The sequence below is a fragment of the Aliikangiella coralliicola genome (genome assembly GCF_007004725.1).
Lineage (GTDB): Bacteria > Pseudomonadota > Gammaproteobacteria > Enterobacterales > Kangiellaceae > Aliikangiella > Aliikangiella coralliicola.
This window is the reverse complement of record NZ_ML660166.1, coordinates 472192-494137: the sequence shown is the minus strand read 5'-3', so window position 1 is coordinate 494137 and position 21946 is coordinate 472192. Positions and strand designations below refer to the sequence as shown.

Genomic DNA, 21946 nt, shown 5'->3' with positions numbered 1-21946 from the left:
TCAGGATCTTTGCTGAATCATCGATGTTGCGGCTAAAATAAGCCCTGTTTAGTAAAGAAGGTGAAGAGATTGTTATTCGTTATTATCGGTTTGTAGTGCCAGAGAGCAGGAAAGCGGTCTCAAAAGTGACATTCGCCAAAGTGACATTCGCCAAAGAATAGACGCATACTGCCTCACGTATATTTTTGATAATCAAAGGAATAAACAGCGTAAAATGTTCTATGCTTAAGAAAGAAAGACTTGAAGGCTAATTTTTACTCTGTGTCAATTTTATTACGCTTGTTTTGTTAGGAGAAAATTTACTTGAATCAAGTTATCGATATTTCACCATCAGGAGCAACCAAACCGGTTAAAGTGATTGCAGTAACCGGTGGTAAAGGTGGTGTTGGAAAAACCAATGTATCGGTTAATTTGTCAATCGCGCTAAGTCAGTTAGGTTTTAAAGTCATGCTGCTGGATGCTGATCTGGGGCTTGCTAATGTCGATGTGATGTTGGGACTACCAAGTAAACACAACCTTTCCCATGTTCTTAGCGGTGAGTGCGAGTTACGGGATATCGTTATTCATGGACCGCATGGCGTGCAAATTGTGCCTGCATCGTCGGGAACACAGAATATGGCAGAACTTTCTGCTGTTGAACATGCGGGCATTATTCAGGCATTTAGCGAGATTGGCCAAAACCTGGATTTTTTAATTGTTGATACCGCTGCTGGTATCACCGATATGGTGGTTAGTTTTACTCGCGCTGCACAAGATGTGTTGACCGTGGTGTGTGATGAGCCCACGTCGATTACTGATGCGTATGCGTTAATGAAAGTTCTCAACAGAGATCATCGAATCACAAGATTTCATGTGCTGGCCAATATGGTGAGAAGCAGCCAGGAAGGGCGAGAAATTTTTGCTAAGTTAAGTGGTGTGTGCAATCGCTTTTTGGATGTAACGCTCAATTATCTTGGCTCGGTTCCGCAAGATGAGAACGTGCGTAAAGCGATCAAAAAACAAAAAGCATTGGTCGAAGCATTTCCACGAAGCCCAGCTTCTATTGCTTTAAAAAGTTTGGCAAAAAAAGTGCAACAATGGCCAATGCCAAAAGATGCTAGCGGACATATTGAATTTTTTATGGAACGGTTAGTTGCTGTAAAATAAAGTAAGATGAATGAAGTAAGATGAATGGAGTCATAGCAACTATTATTCTGAAACTATCAATTGTGATAATAGAAAATAATCGGATCGGCAGAGATGTCTGTGAATGCTTAAGTTAAACAGACAGCTACTATAAAATTTTTTATCAAGCAATTGAAATTTGGAAAGGCAGAAATATTAAAGCCCGATAAACAAAAAATAATTGGAAATTTAAGGTTAGTAGAGTGGCAGGTGCAGACACCTATAGTCAAGTTCAGCAAGACGATTTTGCGGCACGTTACGCGCCCTTAGTGAAGCGTATTGCTCACCATTTATTAGCAAGATTACCGGCTAGTGTGCAATTGGAGGATTTGTTTCAAGCGGGTATGTTGGGTTTGTTAGAAGCGCGCAGTAATTTTGATGCCAGTAAAGGTGCTAGCTTTGAAACCTTTGCTGGAATCAGAATTCGCGGTTCAATGATCGACGAAATTCGCCGTGGCGATTGGGTGCCTCGTTCAGTACATAAAAATTCTCGCTCAATAGCAAGTGCGATTAAAGAAATAGAGCAAAAAACAGGCAGAGATGCCAGAGATACCGAAGTCGCAGAAAAACTCGGTGTAGAAGTTGAAGATTATCGGCAAATGCTAATGGAAGTGAGCAGCGGGCATATGCTTGATTTTGAAGGTTTGGGGGTTACTGAGGATTATTTTAGCGAGGGATTATCCGACAGCTCCCTGACTCCATTAGAACGAATTCAAAAAGAAGATTTCAGAAACTCTCTCGCAGGTGCAATTGCGTCTCTCCCGGAAAGAGAAAAGCTGGTACTTGCGCTTTATTACGATGAAGAACTGAACCTCAAGGAAATTGGAGAGGTATTGGGCGTCAGTGAATCTCGTATCAGTCAGATTAACAGTCAAGCCATGCTACGCCTGCAATCTAGACTAAAAGATTGGAAGAAATAGCCATTGTTGACTAAATTTAGTGTAAATTTTAATAATTGTTAAATCATTGATTATTCCAGACGGAGATTGATCTTGGACAAAAACATGAAAATCCTGGTGGTAGACGATTTTTCGACTATGCGTCGAATAATCAAAAACCTACTAAGAGATCTTGGGTTCACAAACACTCATGAAGCTGATGACGGTAGTACAGCGCTGCCGTTGCTGCAAACCGGTAATTTTGATTTTCTTATCACCGACTGGAATATGCCAGGTATGCAGGGGATTGATTTGCTGAAAGCGGTTCGTGCCGATGAAAAATTAAAAACAATTCCTGTTTTGATGGTAACTGCTGAATCGAAACGAGAACAAATCATTGAGGCAGCTCAAGCAGGTGTTAATGGCTATATCGTAAAACCATTTACCGCTGCTACGTTAAACGAAAAATTAAGCAAAATTTTCGAGCGAATCGAAGGTTAGGCTCGTCTTTTCCCCAATAGGAACTTAAGCGCATGAAGCTATCAGATAAAGAGCAGCTTGAAAAAACGATCGCTCAGACTAGAGACTTACTCGAACATTTAGAAAATGATGAAATTGAAGACGCTCAGGAGCTGATCGATACGTTAGCTCGAGATGGCGATGAAGATCTATTTATTGAGATCGGTAAGTTGACGCGACGTCTGCATGAGGCGCTGAATAGCTTCCAGCTTGATTCAAGAATCACCGACATTGCAGCTTCAGAAATTCCGAACGCAAAAGATCGACTCAACTATGTCATCGAACGGACTGAAGAAGCGGCGAATAAAACGATGGATAAAGTAGAACAGTGTAATCAACTTGCCGACGTGATAGCGAAAGATTCTGAAGATTTATTGAGTGAGTGGCAAAAGCTTTATCGTCGTGAATTAGAGCCCGGCGATTTTCGAAAATTATGTAAGCGAATTGAAAGTCATCTGGAAAAAAATAAAGATTCTGCAACTGACTTGCACGCAAAACTTTCCGATGTGTTGTTAGCACAAGATTATCAGGATCTCACCGGCCAGGTGATTCGCCAGGTTATCACTTTAGTACAAGATGTCGAAGACAGTATGGTTCACGTTATCAAAATGTTCGGTAATATGGATGGTTATGCTGCTGCACAAAATGAGCAAAAAGTGACTAAAGGTGCAGAAGGTCCAGTAGTGAATAAAGAAAAACGAGACGATGTAGTGAGCGGTCAAGATGAGGTAGATGACTTGTTATCAAGTTTGGGTTTTTAGGGGTATTTGAATGTCGTTTGAAGCTGACGAGGAAATCTTACAGGACTTTCTTATCGAGGCGGGCGAAATCCTCGAAACCATGTCCGAACAACTGGTTGCGTTGGAAAACGAGCCGGAAGATATGGATTTATTGAATGGGATCTTTCGAGGCTTTCACACTGTTAAAGGTGGTGCTGGTTTTCTCGCGTTAGAGCCTCTAGTCGAAATTTGCCATATCACAGAAAATATCTTTGACATTTTGCGTAACGGAGAGCGCAAGGCTGATGCCGATCTCATGGATCAAATTCTTCAGGCGTTGGATATTATTAACGATATGTTTGAAGATGTTCGCGGTGGTGAATATCCGACCAATGCCGACCCTGAATTTCTCAAACACCTGGGAACCTATGCAACAGCAGAAGGTGCCGAAGCTGAAGCTGACACTGAGGGGGTCGTAGAGGAAAGTTCCGCAGTTGAGGTTGATACTGGCGGTGCTGAGCTGTTTGGAGAAGAAACTACCGAGTCGGATAGTTCACAAGAAGAAATTACTGACGATGAATTTGATGCGCTGCTCGATGAGTTAAGTGCCGGTGGCGGTGATGCTGCTAGTGCTGAACCGGCGAGTGCTGAATCTAATACTAGTGCGCCAGCGTCAAGTGCCTCTGGCGAATCTTCCGACGACATTACCGATGATGAGTTTGAAGCGCTGCTCGATGAACTTCATGGTATTGGCAAATTTTCTGGAGAAGAATCGAAACCAGCTAAAGAACCACCTGCTGCAAACAATACCGAAGCAAAAGCAGCCCCAGCAGCTAGTGGTGGCGCTAGTGAAGATATTACCGACGATGAATTTGAAGCGCTTCTAGATGAGTTACATGGTAAAGGCGCGCCGCCATCAACCGCAGAACCGGCCAAACCAAAACCAGCGAGTTCACCTGCAGCGGCAGATGAAGATTTAATTGGCGACGATGAATTCGAAGCATTATTAGATGAGTTACACGGATCTGGTCAGGGACCGACAAAAGATTCTGCAACGCCAGCGTCGGACGATAAAAAAACGCCTGAAGTAAAAGCTGAACCGGCGAAACCTAAGGCAAAGGCGAAAAAAGCTGCCGCGCCTGCAGCTAAAGCAAAACCTGCGCCCGCAAAAAAACCGAAACCAGAAAAGGCTAAGCCTGCTGCGCCAGCGGTTGCGAAACCCGCTGGGAAAAAGCCTCCTCCGAGGAAAGCTGCAGCACCGGCAACTGAGGCGACAGTAAGAGTTGATACTAAACGTCTTGACGACATTATGAACATGGTTGGCGAATTGGTTCTCGCCAGAAATCGTTTGAAAACCTTGGGTCAAACCACGCAAGATGAAGCTTTAACAAAGGCGATAGCAAACCTTGACATAGTTACCGGCGACCTTCAGGGAGCGGTAATGAAAACAAGGATGCAACCGATTAAAAAAGTATTCGGTCGTTTTCCTCGAGTGGTTCGTGATTTAGCCAGAAGTTTGAAGAAAGAGATCACCCTGGAAATGATTGGGGAGGAAACTGATCTGGATAAAAATTTGGTGGAAGCGCTTGCCGATCCACTAGTTCACCTGGTTAGAAATTCGGTAGATCATGGTATCGAGTCTCCGGAAGATCGAGTTGCCGCCGGAAAAGCACGCAACGGAAAAATCGTTTTATCTGCTGCCCAGGAAGGGGACCATATTTTACTTTCAATTGAAGACGATGGTAAGGGAATGAACGCCGATGTGCTTCGAGGCATGGCTGTTGAAAAAGGCTTGATGGATAAAGATCATGCTGATCGACTTACTGAAACTGAATGTTATAACTTGATTTTTATGGCAGGTTTTTCGACCAAAAAAGAAATCTCAGACATTTCCGGCCGCGGTGTCGGAATGGATGTTGTGAAAACTAAAATAACCCAGTTAAATGGCTCGTTAACGATTGAGTCAACTTTGGGTAAAGGAACAAAGATACTGATTAAAGTACCTTTGACTCTGGCAATTCTTCCAACCTTGATGGTTAAGATAAAAGACCAATCCTTTGCACTGCCATTGACTTCAGTTAACGAAATTTTCCATCTGGATTTGACAAAAACCAATATTGTCGACGGCCAACTAGTGATTGTGGTTCGTGATAAAGCACTCCCTTTATTTTTCTTGAGAGAATGGTTAACTCAAGACCTGATTGGTAGCGAGCGGGAAAAAGAAGGGCATGTGGTATTGGTTCAGGTTGGCACTCAGAGAGTCGGCTTTGTGGTAGATTCTTTGATTGGCCAGGAAGAGGTTGTTATCAAACCTCTGGGTAAATCACTACACGGTACGCCCGGCATGGCCGGTGCAACAATTACCAGCGATGGTGGAATTGCCCTTATCATCGATATACCCAGTTTGCTGAAGCATTATGCGAGTTAGTAAAGGTGTGCTAACTCGGAATGCGCTTTCTATTTGCTCCCCTCTCTCTAAGGGAGAGGGCTAGGGAGAGGGAAGATTGATTAAAAGTTTTGCAAAACTGCCAGTATTTTTCCCTCCCCCTAAACCCCTCCCATAGGGAGGGGGACACTTGGTTACAAGTAATTATCGAGCGAAGCTAGAGAGTGAGCGAAGCTAGAGAGTGAGCTAAGCGGGTATAGGTATAAATAAATTCACTAAATTGAATAAGTTCGTCGCGAATGATTCTTCGCGATATGTTTATTGCCAAACGAGGAGTATGTCTTGGGCATAAAAGTTTTAATTGTCGATGACTCACAGTTTTTTTGTCGTAGAGTAGGCTCTATTTTAAACGCCGCTCACGATATTGATATTGTTGGTGTCGCCAATAACGGGCAGGAAGCAATTGAAAAAGCGCAACGTCTGCAGCCAGACGTGATTACGCTAGATGTCGAAATGCCGATTATGGATGGCGTGACCGCACTAAAGCAAATTGTGAAAGTGTGTGATGCCAGAGTGTTAATGCTTTCTTCGCTCACGTATGAAAATGCAAAAATTACCCTGGATGCATTAGATGCCGGTGCAACGGATTTCTTGTTGAAATCTTATGAATCGCTATCGTCAGATAGCAGCGGTTTGGTGGTTCAACTACAGAAAAAAATCAGGGAAATGGGAAAAGCCAGAAAAGTGCCGGCTTTTAAACCGGCGCCGGCAGAACCGCAAGATAAAACCAAAACGCCTTCTGGCGCGCCATCACCAGCACGAAGGCAAGCGCCAATTCAAGATTCGAGAGTGTCGGCCAGGTTACCGGGGGTGCCGCCGAGAACCAAATTGGTAGCGATTGGTGCTTCAACCGGTGGGCCAGTTGCGTTACAAAAGGTGCTTGCGCCACTGCCTGCGAATTTTCCCTATCCTATTACCGTTACCCAACATATGCCGGGGACATTTACCGGTGCTTTTGCGACTCGTCTCAATGGCCTGTGCCAGCTCAAGATTGTTGAAGCGCAGGACAGCATGCCGCTGCAAAGAGGCCATGTTTATATTGCACCCGGTGGAAAACAAATGGTGTTTGACGGCTCTGCAACATCGCCTCGAATTCGAATCAGGCCAACGGACCCGAGATTGCAATTTTCACCGTCGGTTGACTTAACCTTTGGTTCAGCCTCCAAACTGCTTGGTGGTGATATTGTCGCTATTGTATTGACAGGCATGGGGTCTGACGGCACAGAGGGAAGCCGGTTGATTAAAGCCAAAGGTGGTAAAATATGGGTTCAGGATGAAGCGACCTGTGTGGTTTACGGCATGCCGATGTCAGTGGCTAAAGCGGGATTAAAGGATGCGCAACTCCCGATTGATCAATTCGCCGCCGCACTTGCTAAGCGGGGATGATTGATGGATCGGCTCACATTCCTTGGACTGATTATTGCCATTGCGGCAATTTTTGGCGGTCAGCTGCTGGAAGGTGGTAGTGTTGATGCATTGTTAGATTGGGCCGCGTTTGTTATTGTGGTTGGTGGCAGCGTCGGCGCAGTGATGGTGCAGTCTCATATTAAAACCTTTCGCAAGGCGATGCGAATCTTAACCTGGGTTTTTAAACCACCAATGCAGCCGGTAGAAGAGGGAGTTACCAAGGTAACGGCCTGGAGCAACTTGGCCAGAAGAGAAGGGCTTTTAGGGCTTGAAAAGAATATAGATGAATCAATCGACCCGTTTATTTTGAAAGGTCTTAATATGCTGGTTGATGGTAATGAGCCTGAAGCGATTCGAAAAGCTTTGTATGTCGAACTGGATGTACAAGATAAAGAACTGTTAAATGCAGCGAAAATTTTTGAATCGATGGGAGGATATTCTCCCACATTGGGTATTGTTGGTGCCGTTTTAGGGTTAATACATGTGATGGGCAACCTGAGTAACCCGGAGTTACTTGGTAGCGGAATAGCAACCGCTTTCGTTGCTACTATTTACGGCGTTGGATTTGCTAATTTATTTTTTATACCTATTTATCATAAATTGAGAGCGGTTATTGCGCAGCAGTCTCAATATCGCGAAATGATTGTTGAAGGTATCGCCTGTATCGCTGAAGGCGAAAATCCACGTGTCATCGAAGGGAAGCTCAGCGGGTATATTACACGGTGATGCTATGCGACGAAACCGAGAGCAATTGTTCAACGATGAACAGGAAGTTGGTCGCTGGTTAATATCCTACGCGGACTTTATCACCCTGCTGTTTGCTTTTTTCGTGGTGATGTATTCAATTTCTCAAGTCAATGAAAGCAAGTACAAGCTGCTTTCTGAATCTTTGGTGCAGGCTTTCGACGTTCCTCAAAAAAGTGCCGACCCCATCCAGATAGGTGAAATTAACCGAAGCGACCAGCCAATAACCGGTGATGATCTGGAACAACCTGAAAATAATGATGAGCAAATTGAATCCGGCAATATGGACTCGGAAAATTTCGCTACCACTGAAGAATTTAAAGCGCTAGAAAATGGACTGCGAGAGTCCCTTGGGGATTTAATCGATCAAGAGCTAGCAGACATCTCGTCAGATGCGAACTGGATTAATATTAATTTAAGAAGTGCGTTGTTATTTCCTTCAGGAAGTGGTGAATTAAATGAAAGTGCAGACCCCTTGTTAGAGGAAGTTGCCAAACATTTAAATTCGAATAGCCAACTTATTCTAGTGCATGGTCACACCGATAATATTCCTATTAATACTGAAATCTTCCCGTCAAATTGGGAGCTTTCTAGCGCGCGTGGTGTCGCGGTGGTACGCAAATTGCAAAATCTATCGGTATTCGCTCCCAGGATGAGCGTCGAAGGGCACGGTGAGTTTCAGCCGATTGCGAGTAACGATACGGTGGAAGGGCGCTCGAAGAACCGTCGAGTGGTTATTTCCATTTCACGCAAACAAAGGATTGATGTACCTCAGCAAACTGAGGGTATAATTGCGCAGCCCGAAGCTGTACCAGAGCAACAGCAACAAAAAGAAGCCGAACCTGAATTTGAAATCGTTCGTCTTCCCGGCGGTGGAATTCTCATCCGCGGCAAAAAATTGCCGACGGATGAGCAGTAAAACGAATTAAAGAGGTTAATTGTGAAAGTCTGGACTGTCGCAAATCAAAAAGGGGGGGTTGGTAAAACCACAACAGTCGCTGCGCTCGCGGGTATTCTTTCCGAGCGGGGACAACGCGTTTTAATGCTTGATTGTGATCCACACGCTTCACTAACGGCCTATTTTGGCTACGATAGCGAAAACCTGCCATCAACTTTGTTCAACTGGTTTTCCCATACGCCTACTACTCCGCAGCAAACACTGAACACCGTTATTAAACTCAAAGAAGAAAATATTAGCCTGATGCCTGCGTCGTTGAGCCTGGCGACATTGGATAAGCGATTTAGCTCTAAAGAGGGAATGGGGCTGGTGATCAGTAAAGTTCTCAAGTTAGTCACCAACGAATATGATACAGTGTTAATTGACTGTCCGCCGGTTCTCGGAATTTTGCTGATTAACGCCCTGGCAGCGTGTCAGCAATTGATCATTCCGGTGCAAACCGAATTCTTAGCGATTAAAGGCCTGGAGCGCATGATGAATACCTTGAATATGGTGATTAAGGCACAGCACCATTCGATTGGGTATACCATTGTGCCGACCATGTTCGACCGCCGTACTAAAGCCTCAATTCAAGCACTTCGAAATATGCGAGACGAATTTGGCGGCCATTTGTGGAATAAGATTATCCCGGTGGACACTAAATTTAGAGACGCTTCTCGCCAGCATAAAACACCGAGTTTCGCTTACCCGGAAACTCATGGCGTGTTAGCTTACTATAAACTGGCGGATTCGCTGACTGCGCTCACGGCAAGTCATAAGGTCGCGTGACCGGAAGGTTTATTGGCATGAAACTGAATAAACCGCCGGTTAGCGAACAACAGTCTGCTCTGGAAGAATATGTTGACTTCTTGTTAACCGATCTCTCGAATGTTACTCACATTAGTACCAAAAAAAATGAGAGGAAAAAACACGCCCATAAAAGAGAAGGGAAGTCTGAGTTCTCTACAACAGAGACGCCATCGGCAAGGTCTCATGAAAATACGAATACAGAAAATTTAAAGACAGATAATTTTCAAACCGAGAACTTTCAATCAGAGAGCTTTCAAACTGAAGAGATAGAAAAGCCCAAATGGACAACTATTGAGAAAGTTGTCGAAAACACCTCAAATCGCACCGTTCAGAAAAGCGAAATTGAACCGCTTGCTCCTGAAGATTCCAATGTAATTAGCAACGACTTCGAACAAGATATTGACATTGAGCCTGAAACAGAAAATAAAAATGAAGTTGGACAGGAACCTAACGAGAAGCCCAGGCAAGATAGTAAAAAGATCGAAAGTGAAGCTGTCAACTTTGACGACAAACTAGTAGAGAATATGCTAACGGTTGCTGAAGAAAAACAGCGGGATCAACATTCTACTGAGTTAGAGAAAAAGGATAACAGTGAAACGCTTTCTGCTCAGGAAGTATTCGATTCATTTTTACCTGAGGAAGGGCTTAAAAATACGGATGAACTTAAAGATACAGGTGAACTAGAAAATGTTGAGGAAACGACAAACGCCGAAGAAGTTCAAGTCGATGTGCAGAAGTTCGAGCAGCACGAATCAACTCCAGATGTTTTAGAAACCGAAGGCTTAGAAACTGAAAGCTCGGAAACTGAAGTCGACGTTCAAACTGTTCCAGGCATTTCCCACTCGTTTACCGAAGAATCGGAAGAGGAGGAAGCGAAAAAGTGGGATGCGTTGCTCACCAAAGAAAAAGAACAGCAATTGCTAGCAGAAGAAATTAGACAAAGTCAATCTGAAATAGTCGGTGCTAAGACAAGTGATATTGAAGTACCTGAAACTGATGCTAAGAGTGAGAATGTTGAACAATTAGAAACGGAAGTCGCAGAAGATATTAAGCAGGAAAATGTTGCGGAAGGTTTTAAAAATATCTCTGACGTGATCAATCGAGAGAAAGAATTATCTGACTCGACCTCCAGACAAACTGAAAAAATTGTTGATGACTTCTTACCGCATAAGGATTCTGATCCGCGTCTGGCCGGTGTCGAAAAACTGCTGGCAAAAATTTCCTTAGCGACTAAACCGGTAACTCAGGTAAAGACGACTACAGAAGCAAAAACAACAACCGAATCTAAAACACAAACAACGCAAGTTGCCGTCAGTGAAACTGATGTTGAAAGTCAAAGTACTCAGGCGACTTTTTTACATCGCGAAGCAAAGAAAACCAAAGATGTACTTCCTGAAGTTTTCCAAACTTTGATCTTTCAGGTGAAGCGATTGCCGCTTGCAGTACCGCTGTTAAAATTAGGCGGAATTGTTAAAGTCAGTGAGGAAGATATTACGCCTTTGGTTGGTACGCCTGATTGGTTTATCGGCTTAACACCGAATGATCGCGGAAACCTGATGGTGGTTGATACGCAAAAGTACCTGATGCCTGAACAGTCGGTGGCGGATTCTGATGAGTTTAATTACGAGTATCTAATCATTCTGGATGACTCTAATTGGGCGCTAGCTTGCCATTCAGTTGGTGATGCAAAAAATTTGACCGTTGATGATATTCGTTGGTCTGAACGATCATCAAAACGACCCTGGTTTGCCGGTATGGTAGTTGATTACATGAGCGCCCTGATTGAAGTTGATGAGTTGATAAACATGCTCGCAGATAACATTGTTGAGTGAGTTGGTTATTCTTATTCCTGCAGTTCCATTTCACCTGTTTAGTTAATCCTATTGATTTATTCTAACGACCTTGATACGGTTTACTGATGCGGCATTTTAGTTAGCAAAAATACTAATAAAGCATTAGCCGAACGTTTCACTCGATAACAGGGAAAGCATACTATGAGTCGTTCAGAGCAACCACCGAACCTTTCTGAAAAAAAAACTTCTGGTAATTCTCCTTCAGGCTATTCTTCTACAAATAGCTCATCTTCGAAGCGCTCTTCTTTAAGTGGAGCACTTGAAAATAAAAATCTTGCAGACAAAAAGCACGCTGATAGTGACCTTTCGAAAAAATCACCGACTAAACGCAAACGAGGGGTAATGGCTTCCAGGGTTAAACTGGAGCAAGCCATGCGAGTAAAGGGATTTAAGACACAGGCTGCATTAGCCGAAAAAATTGCTGAGCGAGAGGAATTGGAGAGTGCTCCGAGAGATATGGTCAACCGAGTTTTTAGAGGGATGCCGGTAGAACCACAAACGATAGAAAGGGTTGCTGCTGTATTATCTGTAGAAGCATATTCACTTTATTTATCTTCAGATGAGATTGAAAAACAACATCAAATGGCTGTTGAAACAACTGCAGAAAATATTTCTTCGCCGGCAGAGAGTCCATTTGAGCAACCTGATAGTCATGGGAAAAAAAATAATTTATTTTTGGCTGTTGCAGTTGTCTCAATTGTCATTTTATTTTCTCTGTTTTATTTTAGAGGAAATATTTTACAGCCTTTTTTGGGTGGCGATAAAGAAACTAGACTTATGCCGCATGATTCTGAGGAAATTACATCAAAACAGCTCAGGTTAAATCAGTCAATTTCCAGGAAAACTAGTCAAAAATTACCACTAAATATCGCCGTTGTCGGAATTGAAGCAATTGATTTACCTGAGCTGGTTCCATTACTTCAACAGGAACTGGGAGAGAGCAAGCAAATATCAAAATCGAGTATATTGACGGCCGTAAAAGATATATCTCCGTGGGAAATGTCTGAGCGTTTGGCGGTGGATTATGTCATTCAAATTAACACTGAAACGAAAGGCCGCCATCTTGCGACTTATTTTTACTTGTTAAATGATCAAACAAGACGTTTAGTTTATGCAGACGTATGGACCGAGAATGCTATATCTCAGTATTCGTCGAAAATTGCTGTTGCGGCGAGTAACAGAATTCGGTTTTTACTGGATGGAGAACAAATTGTTTCCGACGATAATAAAGCTTATGTTCCGTTAAAAGAAGAAGCGGTAAGTGCCTACCTGAATGGAATGGATATGGTTGATAAAGCATTAAGTTTAAGCTACATCAACCAATCATTATTATTCTTTGAACGTGCTTTAAAGTATTCACCCCATTACATCAAAGCGCAAGCTGCCCGGTGTGAAGCCATGTCACGTTTGTATAGTGTGGCCAAAGACATTTCAGTTATCAAAGAAGCGCTAGCGGAATGTCAAAGCCTTGCAGATTCAGGACAGAAGGTTGCGGAATATCATTATGCAATGGCGCAGATTTATCGGCGGTTGGGCAAGGTGGAGCAGGCTGCTGATTCTTATGCTGCTGCAATAAAGCTGGATGCTAATTATGTTGATGCGATGATTGGGCTGGCTGAAAATTACTTGGCCCAAGGAGCAAAAACACGTAATCCAGCGTTGTTCAAATCAGCACTTGATGTTTTGGAAAAAGCCAAGCTTGTGTCACCTGATTTCTGGAAGATTTATCACGCGTTTGGTCGTATTTATTATTTGAGCGGTAGAGCTGCAGAAGCGATCGAAGCAGGTGAGAAAAGCGTGAGTTTATCGCCTAATCTATCGTCTTTGAGTAATTTGGGAAATTTTCATTTTTGCTCTGGTAAAGTATCTCGCGCGCAAGAAATTTTTGAACAAATGCGCTTAATGAAATATGTTTCTCCACTGGTTTTGTTTCAGTTGGGCGCTGTATATAGTTATTACTCTGAATATGAAAAAGCCGCGAGTTTGTTTGAAGAGTATGTGAAAGAAGTGAAGGACGATAACACGCAGGTACATGCTGACGGACTGATTGGGCTCGCGGATATTTACACTGAATTATCTCAATTTGAAAAAGCGAGAAAAAATTATCAGCGCGCTTTCGAGCGACTGGAACAAGAACGCTTGAATGGAAAAGACAATCTTGAAATTCAAGTTAAGCAGCTTTATCTCAAACTGGCTTTGAGATTGTTGGATGGAAAATTAAACCCCACGGAAGTAGAAAACTTTAACGAACAACTAGTGAAGCTTGAGCCGAAAATTCATAACCCCCATTTGAAACTAAGGCTTTTATTCGCGTGGATGCTATTGGAACAATGGGAGCATGCCAAGCGGGTTTATTTACAACTAGCACCAACCTGCAAAGCAATTGCAGACAGACCATCGTTTGATCGATTCAAAAAGTAACTAACCTCAGCAGGCTCTTCTTATGCGCAGCTGAGGTTAACCATAAGGGTAATTCTTGTCCCGAATTCTGGTTACCTGTCTTATTCCTATCTAACTGACGTTAAACCCCCTTAACTGTCGACGACGTTTTTTGTCTTTTTCGGCATATTAAATAACCTGAGTTCGGGATAAGAACAGCCATCCAGCACAAGTATTTAAGCGGCTCTCTGCGTTGAGTTTGCTACCAATAGCTCGCTATTGCCACGCAACCTCGCCTTGATATCCACTTAAATCCTTGCACCGGCCGAACTTTTTGAGAGTGTTATTACTAATAATCTCAAAAGATATTTTGATAACGCTTTAAAACTTAAGGCCTTTGGCTTTTCTTATCCCAAATTCAGGTTAAATAACGGAGTTCTTCATTTTTGGGAACTCAGGTTTAATCGCTGAAATAAGTTTAATCTCAAATAGAAATGTCTAATAGGTTGAGAGTTTGGCAAATTGTCGGAGTCTGAATTTGTTTTGTCGTTAATTTCAGAATACTTGTTTCAATACATTTATCGAATCTTGCTTAGGCTGTTCTTATTCTGAGCTAAGGTTGATTTAACAGGGAATTTACTATGAAACGCTTATTTTTAATTTTAGTTTTTTTTATCTCAGGTATTTTTTCGGTTTATGCAAATAGTTCTGCACTCCCCAGTGGTGGTTCTGTCTCTGGGATTTTGCTTTCCAATAGTCAACATGTTTATTCATTTAGCGCAAATAACGGGGACTCCGTTAATTTATCCGCTAATTCTCTGATGCAAACCCATCTAACAATTTATAACCCTGATGGTAGCGTATTAGGAAGTGGATATAACTCATATTATCGATTAGGACTGCCACAAAGTGGTAACTATCAAGTAAAAATAAAACCCAGGTATTCGGGCCAACATGGGAGCTATGAGCTTCATTATGTTAATGCTTCAACGGCGAACGAACACGGGAGTTTGACCAGCGGCGGTGTCCATCTGGAATCATTCACCCCGCAAGATCTGGACAGTTATACCTTTGAGGCGGAAAGCGGTGATGCTATCAATTTGTCGGTTAATTCGAGCAAGCAAACCACGATGGCAGTGTATTACCCGGATGGGAGCCGTGTGGGTTATGGTTATAATTCATTTTACCAGCTTAACCTGGCACAGACAGGTACTTACCGCGTTGTGATCAGTTCTCGTTACGCGTTTAACACCGATGATTATGAGCTGCATTTTGTGAACAGTGCAACTGCGAATGAGCACGGAGTTTTAACCAGTGGCGGTGTTCATCTGGAATCGTTCACTCCGCAAGATCTGGACAGCTATACTTTTGAGGCCGACAGTGGTGATGCTATCAATTTGTCGGTTAATTCGAGCAAGCAAACCACGATGGCGGTGTATTACCCGGATGGGAGCCGTGTGGGTTATGGTTATAATTCATTTTATCAGCTTAACCTGGCACAGACAGGCACCTATCGTGTTGTGATCAGTTCTCGTTATGCGTTTAACACCGATGATTATGAGCTGCATTTTGTGAACAGTGCAACTGCGAATGAGCACGGGGTTTTAACCAGCGGCGGCGTTCATCTGGAATCATTCACCCCGCAAGACCTGGACAGTTATACTTTTGAAGCCGACAGTGGTGATGCTATCAATTTGTCGGTTAATTCGAGCAAGCAAACCACGATGGCGGTGTATTACCCGGATGGGAGCCGTGTGGGTTATGGTTATAATTCATTTTACCAGCTTAACCTGGCACAGACTGGCACCTATCGGGTTGTGATCAGTTCTCGTTACGCGTTTAACACCGATGATTATGAGCTGCATTTTGTGAACAGTGCAACCGCGAATGAGCATGGGGTTTTAACCAGCGGCGGTGTTCATTTGGGATCATTCACCCCGCAAGATCTGGACAGTTATACTTTTGAGGCCGACAGTGGTGATGCTATCAATTTGTCGGTTAATTCGAGCAAGCAAACCACGATGGCAGTGTATTACCCAGATGGGAGCCGTGTGGGTTATGGTTATAATTCATTTTATCAGCTTAACCTGGCACAGACAGGCACCTATCGGGTTGTGATCAGTTCTCGTTATGCGTTTAACACCGATGACTATGAGCTGCATTTTGTCAATAGTGCAACTGCGAATGAGCATGGAAAACTGGTGAGCGGAGAAACTCGTTCCGGCAGTTTCACTCCGCAAGATCTGGATAGCTATACGTTTGATGTCATTAGCGGCGCCAACATTCAAATCGCTACCACGTCCAGTAATCAAACCACGATGGCGGTATATTATCCGGATGGGAGTCGCGTAGGTTATGGTTATAATTCATATTACCGGGCTAACCTGCCACAGACTGGCACCTACCGCTTAGTGATCGGTTCTCGCTATGCTTTTAATACGGATGATTACACCATAGGTTTGACGGTAAGCTACAACAATCCGTCTGCTGGTTTAAGCTTAAGCTCGACTGGTTTAAATGCAGAGTCTGATCCTGTTATGGAATTCTGTGACGCTCAGGAAACGGTTGAGCCCTTTAGTTCGGCCGATAACGAATTAGAGTTTTCCAGCGAGCAAACTGTATTTTCTGAAACAGATTATGCCGATGGTATTTTAAAGTTGAGTCGCATATATCGTCCGGCAAATACAGGAACTGAAGCAGGTAAGATAAAAGACACTTTAACCCTGTCGAATTTAAAGCAAAGCAATCAGACCAGGGAAAGTATGGCGAAGAGTCGTCCGATAAATGGTTTCTTCGGAGCCGATTGGACTTCAAACTATGAGCGCACTCTAACGTTTTTGAGCCCAGCTCAAATCCAAATTTCTAGTGGTCGTGAGGTTATTGCAAACTTTATTAAGTCTGGCGAAGGCTGGGCACCTGAAACAACGAGCGACTTTGTTCTCATTGAGGAAATAAAGAACGAATCGTCATTGGCAGGTTATCGAGTGATCCGTGATGACGGAACGCGAGAGAATTTTGATCTGTCAGGTAAGTTATTAAGCATCGAATACTCTGCTGGAGAATTGGTTAAACTTTCCTATGACAATTCAAATCGATTAATTTCGGTTATCGATGATAATAATCGTGCGTTGAATTTTAATTATGATGCCTCTGCTCGTGTTGCCAGTGTGAGCACACCTGATGGATTATTTTTGTATGCCTACGATTCAAACGATAATTTGATTTCAGTCTCGTTGCCTGCTGATGAAAGTCGCATCTATCATTATGAAAATCTTGGTAATCCGAACTTAATGACTGGTATCACTGATGAGCAAGGCGTTTATTTTGTGATAAAAGGCAAAGGCTCAAAAGATCGTGTAATGAGTTCTGGACTGATGAGAGCTGTCGATAGTTGTAGCGCGATTAATTTTTCTAATTGAAGAGACTAGCTTAATAACCTAAAAACGAAAAGGCGTGGGCACGAAAGTGCCCACTTTAAAAATTAATCTTCGTCTGTTTTTAGCTTGTCCAAATGAACATCCATCTGAGGATAAGGAATAGAAATATTAGCTTCATCGAAAGCGAGCTTAATATTTTCATGATAATCGAAATAGACGCCCCAATAGTCAGCAGAATTAACCCAGGGTCTGACGACGAAATTCACAGAAGAGTCTGCTAATTCAGATACAGCGATAGTAGGCGCTGGATCTGCCAAGATGCGCTCGTCTTTTTCAATAACTTGCTGCATAATTTCCTTCGCTTTTTTAATGTCATCATCATAGCCAATGCCAAATACCATATCGACTCGACGGGTTGGTTTGGCCGAGTAGTTAGTAATAACATCGCCATAAATTTTACCGTTAGGTATGATTACTTGCTTGTTATCTCCGGTACGCATTTGTGTAGTGAAAATTGTAATTTTTTCAACCACACCGGCAACACCGGCCACTTCAACAAAGTCGCCGTCTTTGAATGGGCGAAATACAATTAACATGACACCTGAGGCAAAGTTTTGTAAAGAACCTTGCAAAGATAGTCCGATGGCAAGACCGGCTGCACCAATTAATGCGACCAGTGATGTGGTATCAACTCCCAATTGGCCTAATGATGCAATGATGACAAATAGCATCAAAATACTGCTAATAATTCCCGTTAAAAAGTCTACCAAAATGTCATCGACTTTAGCTTTATTCAATAATTTAGCTGAAACTTTCGTGAGCAGCTTAACCACCATTTTACCAATGATAAAAATAACGATGGCGAAGATTATGTTTAAACCATAAGGAATAACGTAAGTATCAATGATATTTTGAGTGGACTCTAATGACAATTCCATCTTCTTATCCTCTTTTTGTTTTTCAGGTAGCAGTAAACTGCTACCTGAGATTAGGGTCTGTGTATGGAATAATGATTAACGATATTTCTGGTTAATATTATTTTTCAAACTTTGTAACAGTCGTTTTAATTTCTGCTTGTACACGACGATTGGCAGCTCTACCTTCAGCAGTTTCATTGTCAGCAATAGGAGATGATTCTCCTTTTCCAACTGCAGAAACGCGTTGTGAATCAATATTAAATTCACTGATCAAATAATTGCGAACTGCTTCGGCGCGTTTTTGCGATAAACTTTGATTGTAGCTTGCTGCGCCACGAGAATCAGTGTGACCTTCGATAACAACAGTTGTATCTGGATACTGACGCATGAAAGTGGCTACTTTTGAAATTTCCTGACTAAAGTCATTCGTAATCGCATCGCTATTGTTTGCGAACTTAACATTCAGTTGAATAGATACGTTTTCCTGCAGAGCAATTCGGCAACCCTTTTCGTCAACTTTTGCGCCCGCTGGTGTTGAAGGGCAGTTGTCTGCAGAGTCAACAACGCCATCTTTATCGGAATCTAATTCACAGCCATTAGAGTCAACTTTTGCACCGGCTGGTGTCGATGGACAACGATCAACGTCATCATTTACACCGTCACGATCGGTGTCTTTAGTAATTGTTTGTTGAACCGGAGCCGGTGTTGGTTGAGGAGGAGGTGTTGGTTTGCGAGAAGAGGTATCACCAAAAAAGAATTCAAACCCAGTGTATGGAACAAAATCTGCGTGGCTGTGTTGAATTGCGAATACTGTATCTGCACCAACAACCCATGAGAAGTTTTTGCTTATGTTAAAATCGTAACCAAGACCTAAACGAAAAGCTGTGCTATCGGCAGTGTTAGGCGTACTTTCATAACGACCTGCGCCCGCTTTCCAGAAAAAAGAACTAGTACCTCTTGGTGAATATCGATAAAGACTTGAGACAGACCATAAGTTGATGTCAAGTTCACTGCCAAAATCGTTGTTGGTTTCAACTTCTGTAAAACGAAGTTCCACTCCCCAATTTTCGTCAACTTGATAACCTAAGCCAAGATAGAAGTCGTTTTCATCTTCTAATTTTCGATCCCCGTCAAAACTAAAATAATTTTGCCCTAGCGATATAAATGGACCTGTGCCTTCGTCTGAACTATTTGCAGAAAATGAAGTAATCGACGATGCCAAGATTGCCATACTGATAATAATTTTCACGATTTATCCTCTCTTATTATTCATGTATTGTTGGAATATAGCGGGGCGGGGATTAATACTTCCTTTTTGACAACTGGAGTGATTTAGATCCTAGCACGCCTTTTCCTTGTTTGTTTGTTGATATTGGAATAGAAGCGGCAATTATAGTAAGATTCGATCAGATCAACAACAATCTTTAACGCCACACTTGAATAAATTTTAAAAATGGCTTAAAGAAGTCGTTTGGTAATAATGAACAGTTAAATAAGACCAAAACTTAAATAATGTCAAGGTTTTGGTAAAATTACCATTCTTTGGTTTTTATCGACGATTTAGCTAACTCATCAATTATTCGTTTTCTTTAGTTGGGGTTTTTGAACTTCAGCTTTTAGCACTGCTTGAACCCGCCTGTTTTGAGATCGTCCTTCATCAGAGAGATTGGTTGCCACCGGTTTTGTTTCTCCATATCCAATTGAATTTATCTTTTTCAAAGTGATGCCGAAATCTCGATTTAATATTTTCGCAACTTGATTGGCTCGCTGACTGGATAATCGTCTGTTATAGTTTTTAGCCCCAACATTATCGGTATGTCCTTCAATTGTGACATTGATTGTCTGGTGTTGTTTCATGAATCTTGCGAGGCTTTCTATATCGTCATAATATTCTTCTTTAACTAAAATACTATCTGAATCAAACTGAATGTTTAAGACGATAGACTGCCTGTCAATCACATATTTAGTGCAGCCATTTTGATCGACCATAAAATGGTAAGGGGTTTCAGGACATTGGTCTTGGTTATTGTCGATACCATCGTGATCAGAATCGAGAGGTTTCTCACTTTTTGAATCAGTAATTGGTTTGTTTTTTTCTGCTTGAGAATGTTCCAGTGAAAAGCTATCCGAAAGCGTTTTCTCAACTGACTCTTCCCCAAAAAAATAGTTAAGAGAAATGGACGTCGACCAATCTGTATTTTTTCGATTTTGTGGGAAGATTGCTTGTGTATTTAGCGAAATAAATAAATTACGATTGAGATGAAAGTCATAGCCGCCGCCGACATTGAGTTCTAATTCGTTGGAAGGAAAAACGGTCGAGCCTTCAAATTGAAATTGACCTATTCCAAAGTTGACGTACCAGCCATTATTTTTATCGCCGTTAAATCGATATTTTGAGTTGATATTCAAGTAATCAACATCGCTGACGATGGTATCTGAATCGGTGACCTGGGAAGTTAGAAATGATAATTGTGCAGACCAATGATTTGTCAATTGATAACCTAAACCTACATAGGACTCCGAGACACGGTCAAACTTTTGTTCCTCGATTGATTCAAACTGGATTTGCTGAATACCGAGAGTAAGGTAAGGCCCAGATTCAAAACTAAGCTGCGTGGTATTCTCTTCAGTTTTTTCTGTTTCTTGATCTTCTGTCACAGTTTCAAAACTAGAGGCATTATCAAACTCTGTTGCTATCGAATCGCTAATTGGCAGGAGTGATCCCAACAAGGTTGTCGATAGGCTCAATAGTGTTAGCGACAGAAAATAAGATGAGCGTCTGCTGAATCGTCTTGCATTAATAAACTGACATCGTAAAGAGTTCTTTATTGGTGTGTTCGACTCAAAACTTTTTCTTATTATTTCCATTACTTCGCCCTGACAAAAAACGGCCGAATGATATCAAACTGGTTACAATATAGCCATTGAAAAAATGGAATAAGCTTCGCTGGTTAGTTACTGGTTTAGGTCATTATGAAGTTTCTAAAACAGGATTTATTACAATGTACTCAAGACGCTGGAATTTTCATTGAGATGGAGGACCTGATTAGCTTTGAGTTTTGTCTGCACTATTGTTGATTTGAATCTGCTGATTTGAGTCTGTTGATTTAGATACTGGTGAGGCAAGTGGTTGTAACCGATAACCCACACCGTAGATTGACTGGATAAGATCGACATTCGTTAAATCAAATAACTTCTTACGCAATTTTTTTATATGGCTGTCGATGGTACGGTTGCTAACCACACGCTGATCATCGTACAAAGTGGCTGAAATAGTCTGGCGGTCAAAGGATTGACCAATTTGGGAAGCTAATAGGTTTAATAAACGATACTCAATTTGCGTTAGCGACATACTGATTCCGTTGATGGTAACCGTTAAATTTGTTGCATCGAAAAAGTAGTCATTGATAGGTTTGAAAGCCGGTTGTACGCTGCGCCGTATCAAGGATTCCACTCGGGCCACCATTTCCCTGGGACTGAATGGTTTACAAAGGTAATCGTCGGCGCCGACCTGCAGACCTTTAAGCCGGTCTGCTTCTTCAATTCTTGCGGTAATCATTAGCACTGGCAATTGTGAGAACTCCCTGACTTCCTGGCAAATTTCGATACCATTTTTATTCGGCAGGTTTATGTCTAATACCATCAGTGATAGCTGGTTGTTTTTGACAAAAGGAATGACATCGCCGCCATCGCTAATAATCGTTGCTTCAAACCCGGAAGCTTTCAGGTAGTCCTGAACTAATAAGGCCTGTTTTTCTTCATCTTCGACGATTAATACGTGGTGTTCTGCCATACA

At 42.3% G+C, this 21946-nt stretch carries 16 protein-coding genes; 12 read left to right on the top strand and 4 right to left on the bottom strand.

Annotation, left to right across the window (positions count from 1 at the left end; genetic code table 11):
* Positions 1-303 precede the first annotated feature (303 nt).
* The 12 genes from FLL46_RS17540 to FLL46_RS17485 all read left to right on the top strand — a co-directional run bounded on the left by FLL46_RS17540 (position 304) and on the right by FLL46_RS17485 (position 17275).
* Positions 304-1146, top strand: a complete 843-nt coding sequence (locus FLL46_RS17540) for a MinD/ParA family protein (protein ID WP_281281977.1) — start codon at positions 304-306, stop codon at positions 1144-1146.
* 221 nt (positions 1147-1367) lie between these two features.
* Positions 1368-2084 (top strand): RNA polymerase sigma factor FliA, encoded by a 717-nt coding sequence (locus FLL46_RS17535; protein ID WP_142932621.1) that lies wholly within the window; start codon positions 1368-1370, stop codon positions 2082-2084.
* Between the two features lie 84 nt (positions 2085-2168).
* Positions 2169-2543, top strand: a complete 375-nt coding sequence (gene cheY, locus FLL46_RS17530) for a chemotaxis response regulator CheY (protein WP_210418742.1) — start codon at positions 2169-2171, stop codon at positions 2541-2543.
* Between the two features lie 32 nt (positions 2544-2575).
* Positions 2576-3322: a protein phosphatase CheZ gene (locus FLL46_RS17525; protein WP_142932619.1), complete on the top strand. Its 747-nt coding sequence runs from the start codon at positions 2576-2578 to the stop codon at positions 3320-3322.
* 10 nt (positions 3323-3332) lie between these two features.
* Positions 3333-5708, top strand: a complete 2376-nt coding sequence (locus FLL46_RS17520; RefSeq protein ID WP_142932618.1) for a chemotaxis protein CheA — start codon at positions 3333-3335, stop codon at positions 5706-5708.
* Between the two features lie 300 nt (positions 5709-6008).
* Positions 6009-7112: a protein-glutamate methylesterase/protein-glutamine glutaminase gene (locus FLL46_RS17515; RefSeq protein ID WP_142932617.1), complete on the top strand. Its 1104-nt coding sequence runs from the start codon at positions 6009-6011 to the stop codon at positions 7110-7112.
* Between the two features lie 3 nt (positions 7113-7115).
* Positions 7116-7859 carry a flagellar motor protein gene (locus FLL46_RS17510; protein WP_142932616.1) on the top strand — a complete coding sequence of 248 codons (744 nt, stop codon included), beginning with the start codon at positions 7116-7118 and terminating at the stop codon, positions 7857-7859.
* A gap of 4 nt (positions 7860-7863) precedes the next feature.
* Positions 7864-8796 carry a flagellar motor protein MotB gene (locus FLL46_RS17505; protein WP_142932615.1) on the top strand — a complete coding sequence of 311 codons (933 nt, stop codon included), beginning with the start codon at positions 7864-7866 and terminating at the stop codon, positions 8794-8796.
* Between the two features lie 21 nt (positions 8797-8817).
* On the top strand, positions 8818-9603 hold the full coding sequence (locus FLL46_RS17500) for a ParA family protein (RefSeq protein ID WP_142932614.1): 786 nt from the start codon (positions 8818-8820) through the stop codon (positions 9601-9603).
* A 17-nt stretch (positions 9604-9620) separates the two neighbouring features.
* Positions 9621-11456 (top strand): chemotaxis protein CheW, encoded by a 1836-nt coding sequence (locus FLL46_RS17495; RefSeq protein ID WP_142932613.1) that lies wholly within the window; start codon positions 9621-9623, stop codon positions 11454-11456.
* 162 nt (positions 11457-11618) lie between these two features.
* Positions 11619-13898 carry a tetratricopeptide repeat protein gene (locus tag FLL46_RS17490; protein ID WP_142932612.1) on the top strand — a complete coding sequence of 760 codons (2280 nt, stop codon included), beginning with the start codon at positions 11619-11621 and terminating at the stop codon, positions 13896-13898.
* 599 nt (positions 13899-14497) lie between these two features.
* Entirely contained in the window at positions 14498-17275 is a 2778-nt protein-coding gene (locus FLL46_RS17485) for an RHS repeat domain-containing protein (protein WP_142932611.1), read from the top strand.
* 62 nt (positions 17276-17337) lie between these two features.
* On the opposite strand, the gene FLL46_RS17480 is transcribed toward FLL46_RS17485, so the two are convergent.
* The 4 genes from FLL46_RS17480 to FLL46_RS17465 form a co-directional block, all read right to left on the bottom strand.
* Complete coding sequence (locus FLL46_RS17480; protein WP_142932610.1) at positions 17338-18171, bottom strand: mechanosensitive ion channel family protein; 834 nt, start codon at positions 18169-18171, stop codon at positions 17338-17340.
* A gap of 97 nt (positions 18172-18268) precedes the next feature.
* Complete coding sequence (locus FLL46_RS17475; RefSeq protein ID WP_142932609.1) at positions 18269-19399, bottom strand: OmpA family protein; 1131 nt, start codon at positions 19397-19399, stop codon at positions 18269-18271.
* Positions 19400-19722: 323 nt separating this feature from the next.
* Positions 19723-21018 carry an OmpA family protein gene (locus FLL46_RS17470; protein ID WP_142932608.1) on the bottom strand — a complete coding sequence of 432 codons (1296 nt, stop codon included), beginning with the start codon at positions 21016-21018 and terminating at the stop codon, positions 19723-19725.
* 178 nt (positions 21019-21196) lie between these two features.
* Entirely contained in the window at positions 21197-21943 is a 747-nt protein-coding gene (locus FLL46_RS17465) for a response regulator (protein WP_142932607.1), read from the bottom strand.
* Positions 21944-21946: the final 3 nt, after the last annotated feature.

Excerpts from the sequence above, each read along its gene's own strand:
- FLL46_RS17485 (WP_142932611.1), top strand. The coding sequence starts at position 14,498 with ATGAAACGCTTATTTTTAATTTTAGTTTTTTTTATCTCAGGTATTTTT.
- FLL46_RS17505 (WP_142932615.1), top strand. The coding sequence starts at position 7,864 with ATGCGACGAAACCGAGAGCAATTGTTCAACGATGAACAGGAAGTTGGT.
- FLL46_RS17495 (WP_142932613.1), top strand. The coding sequence starts at position 9,621 with ATGAAACTGAATAAACCGCCGGTTAGCGAACAACAGTCTGCTCTGGAA.
- FLL46_RS17525 (WP_142932619.1), top strand. The coding sequence starts at position 2,576 with ATGAAGCTATCAGATAAAGAGCAGCTTGAAAAAACGATCGCTCAGACT.
- FLL46_RS17465 (WP_142932607.1), bottom strand. The coding sequence starts at position 21,943 with ATGGCAGAACACCACGTATTAATCGTCGAAGATGAAGAAAAACAGGCC.
- FLL46_RS17470 (WP_142932608.1), bottom strand. The coding sequence starts at position 21,018 with ATGGAAATAATAAGAAAAAGTTTTGAGTCGAACACACCAATAAAGAAC.
- FLL46_RS17490 (WP_142932612.1), top strand. The coding sequence starts at position 11,619 with ATGAGTCGTTCAGAGCAACCACCGAACCTTTCTGAAAAAAAAACTTCT.
- FLL46_RS17510 (WP_142932616.1), top strand. The coding sequence starts at position 7,116 with ATGGATCGGCTCACATTCCTTGGACTGATTATTGCCATTGCGGCAATT.
- cheY (WP_210418742.1), top strand. The coding sequence starts at position 2,169 with ATGAAAATCCTGGTGGTAGACGATTTTTCGACTATGCGTCGAATAATC.
- FLL46_RS17480 (WP_142932610.1), bottom strand. The coding sequence starts at position 18,171 with ATGGAATTGTCATTAGAGTCCACTCAAAATATCATTGATACTTACGTT.
- FLL46_RS17520 (WP_142932618.1), top strand. The coding sequence starts at position 3,333 with ATGTCGTTTGAAGCTGACGAGGAAATCTTACAGGACTTTCTTATCGAG.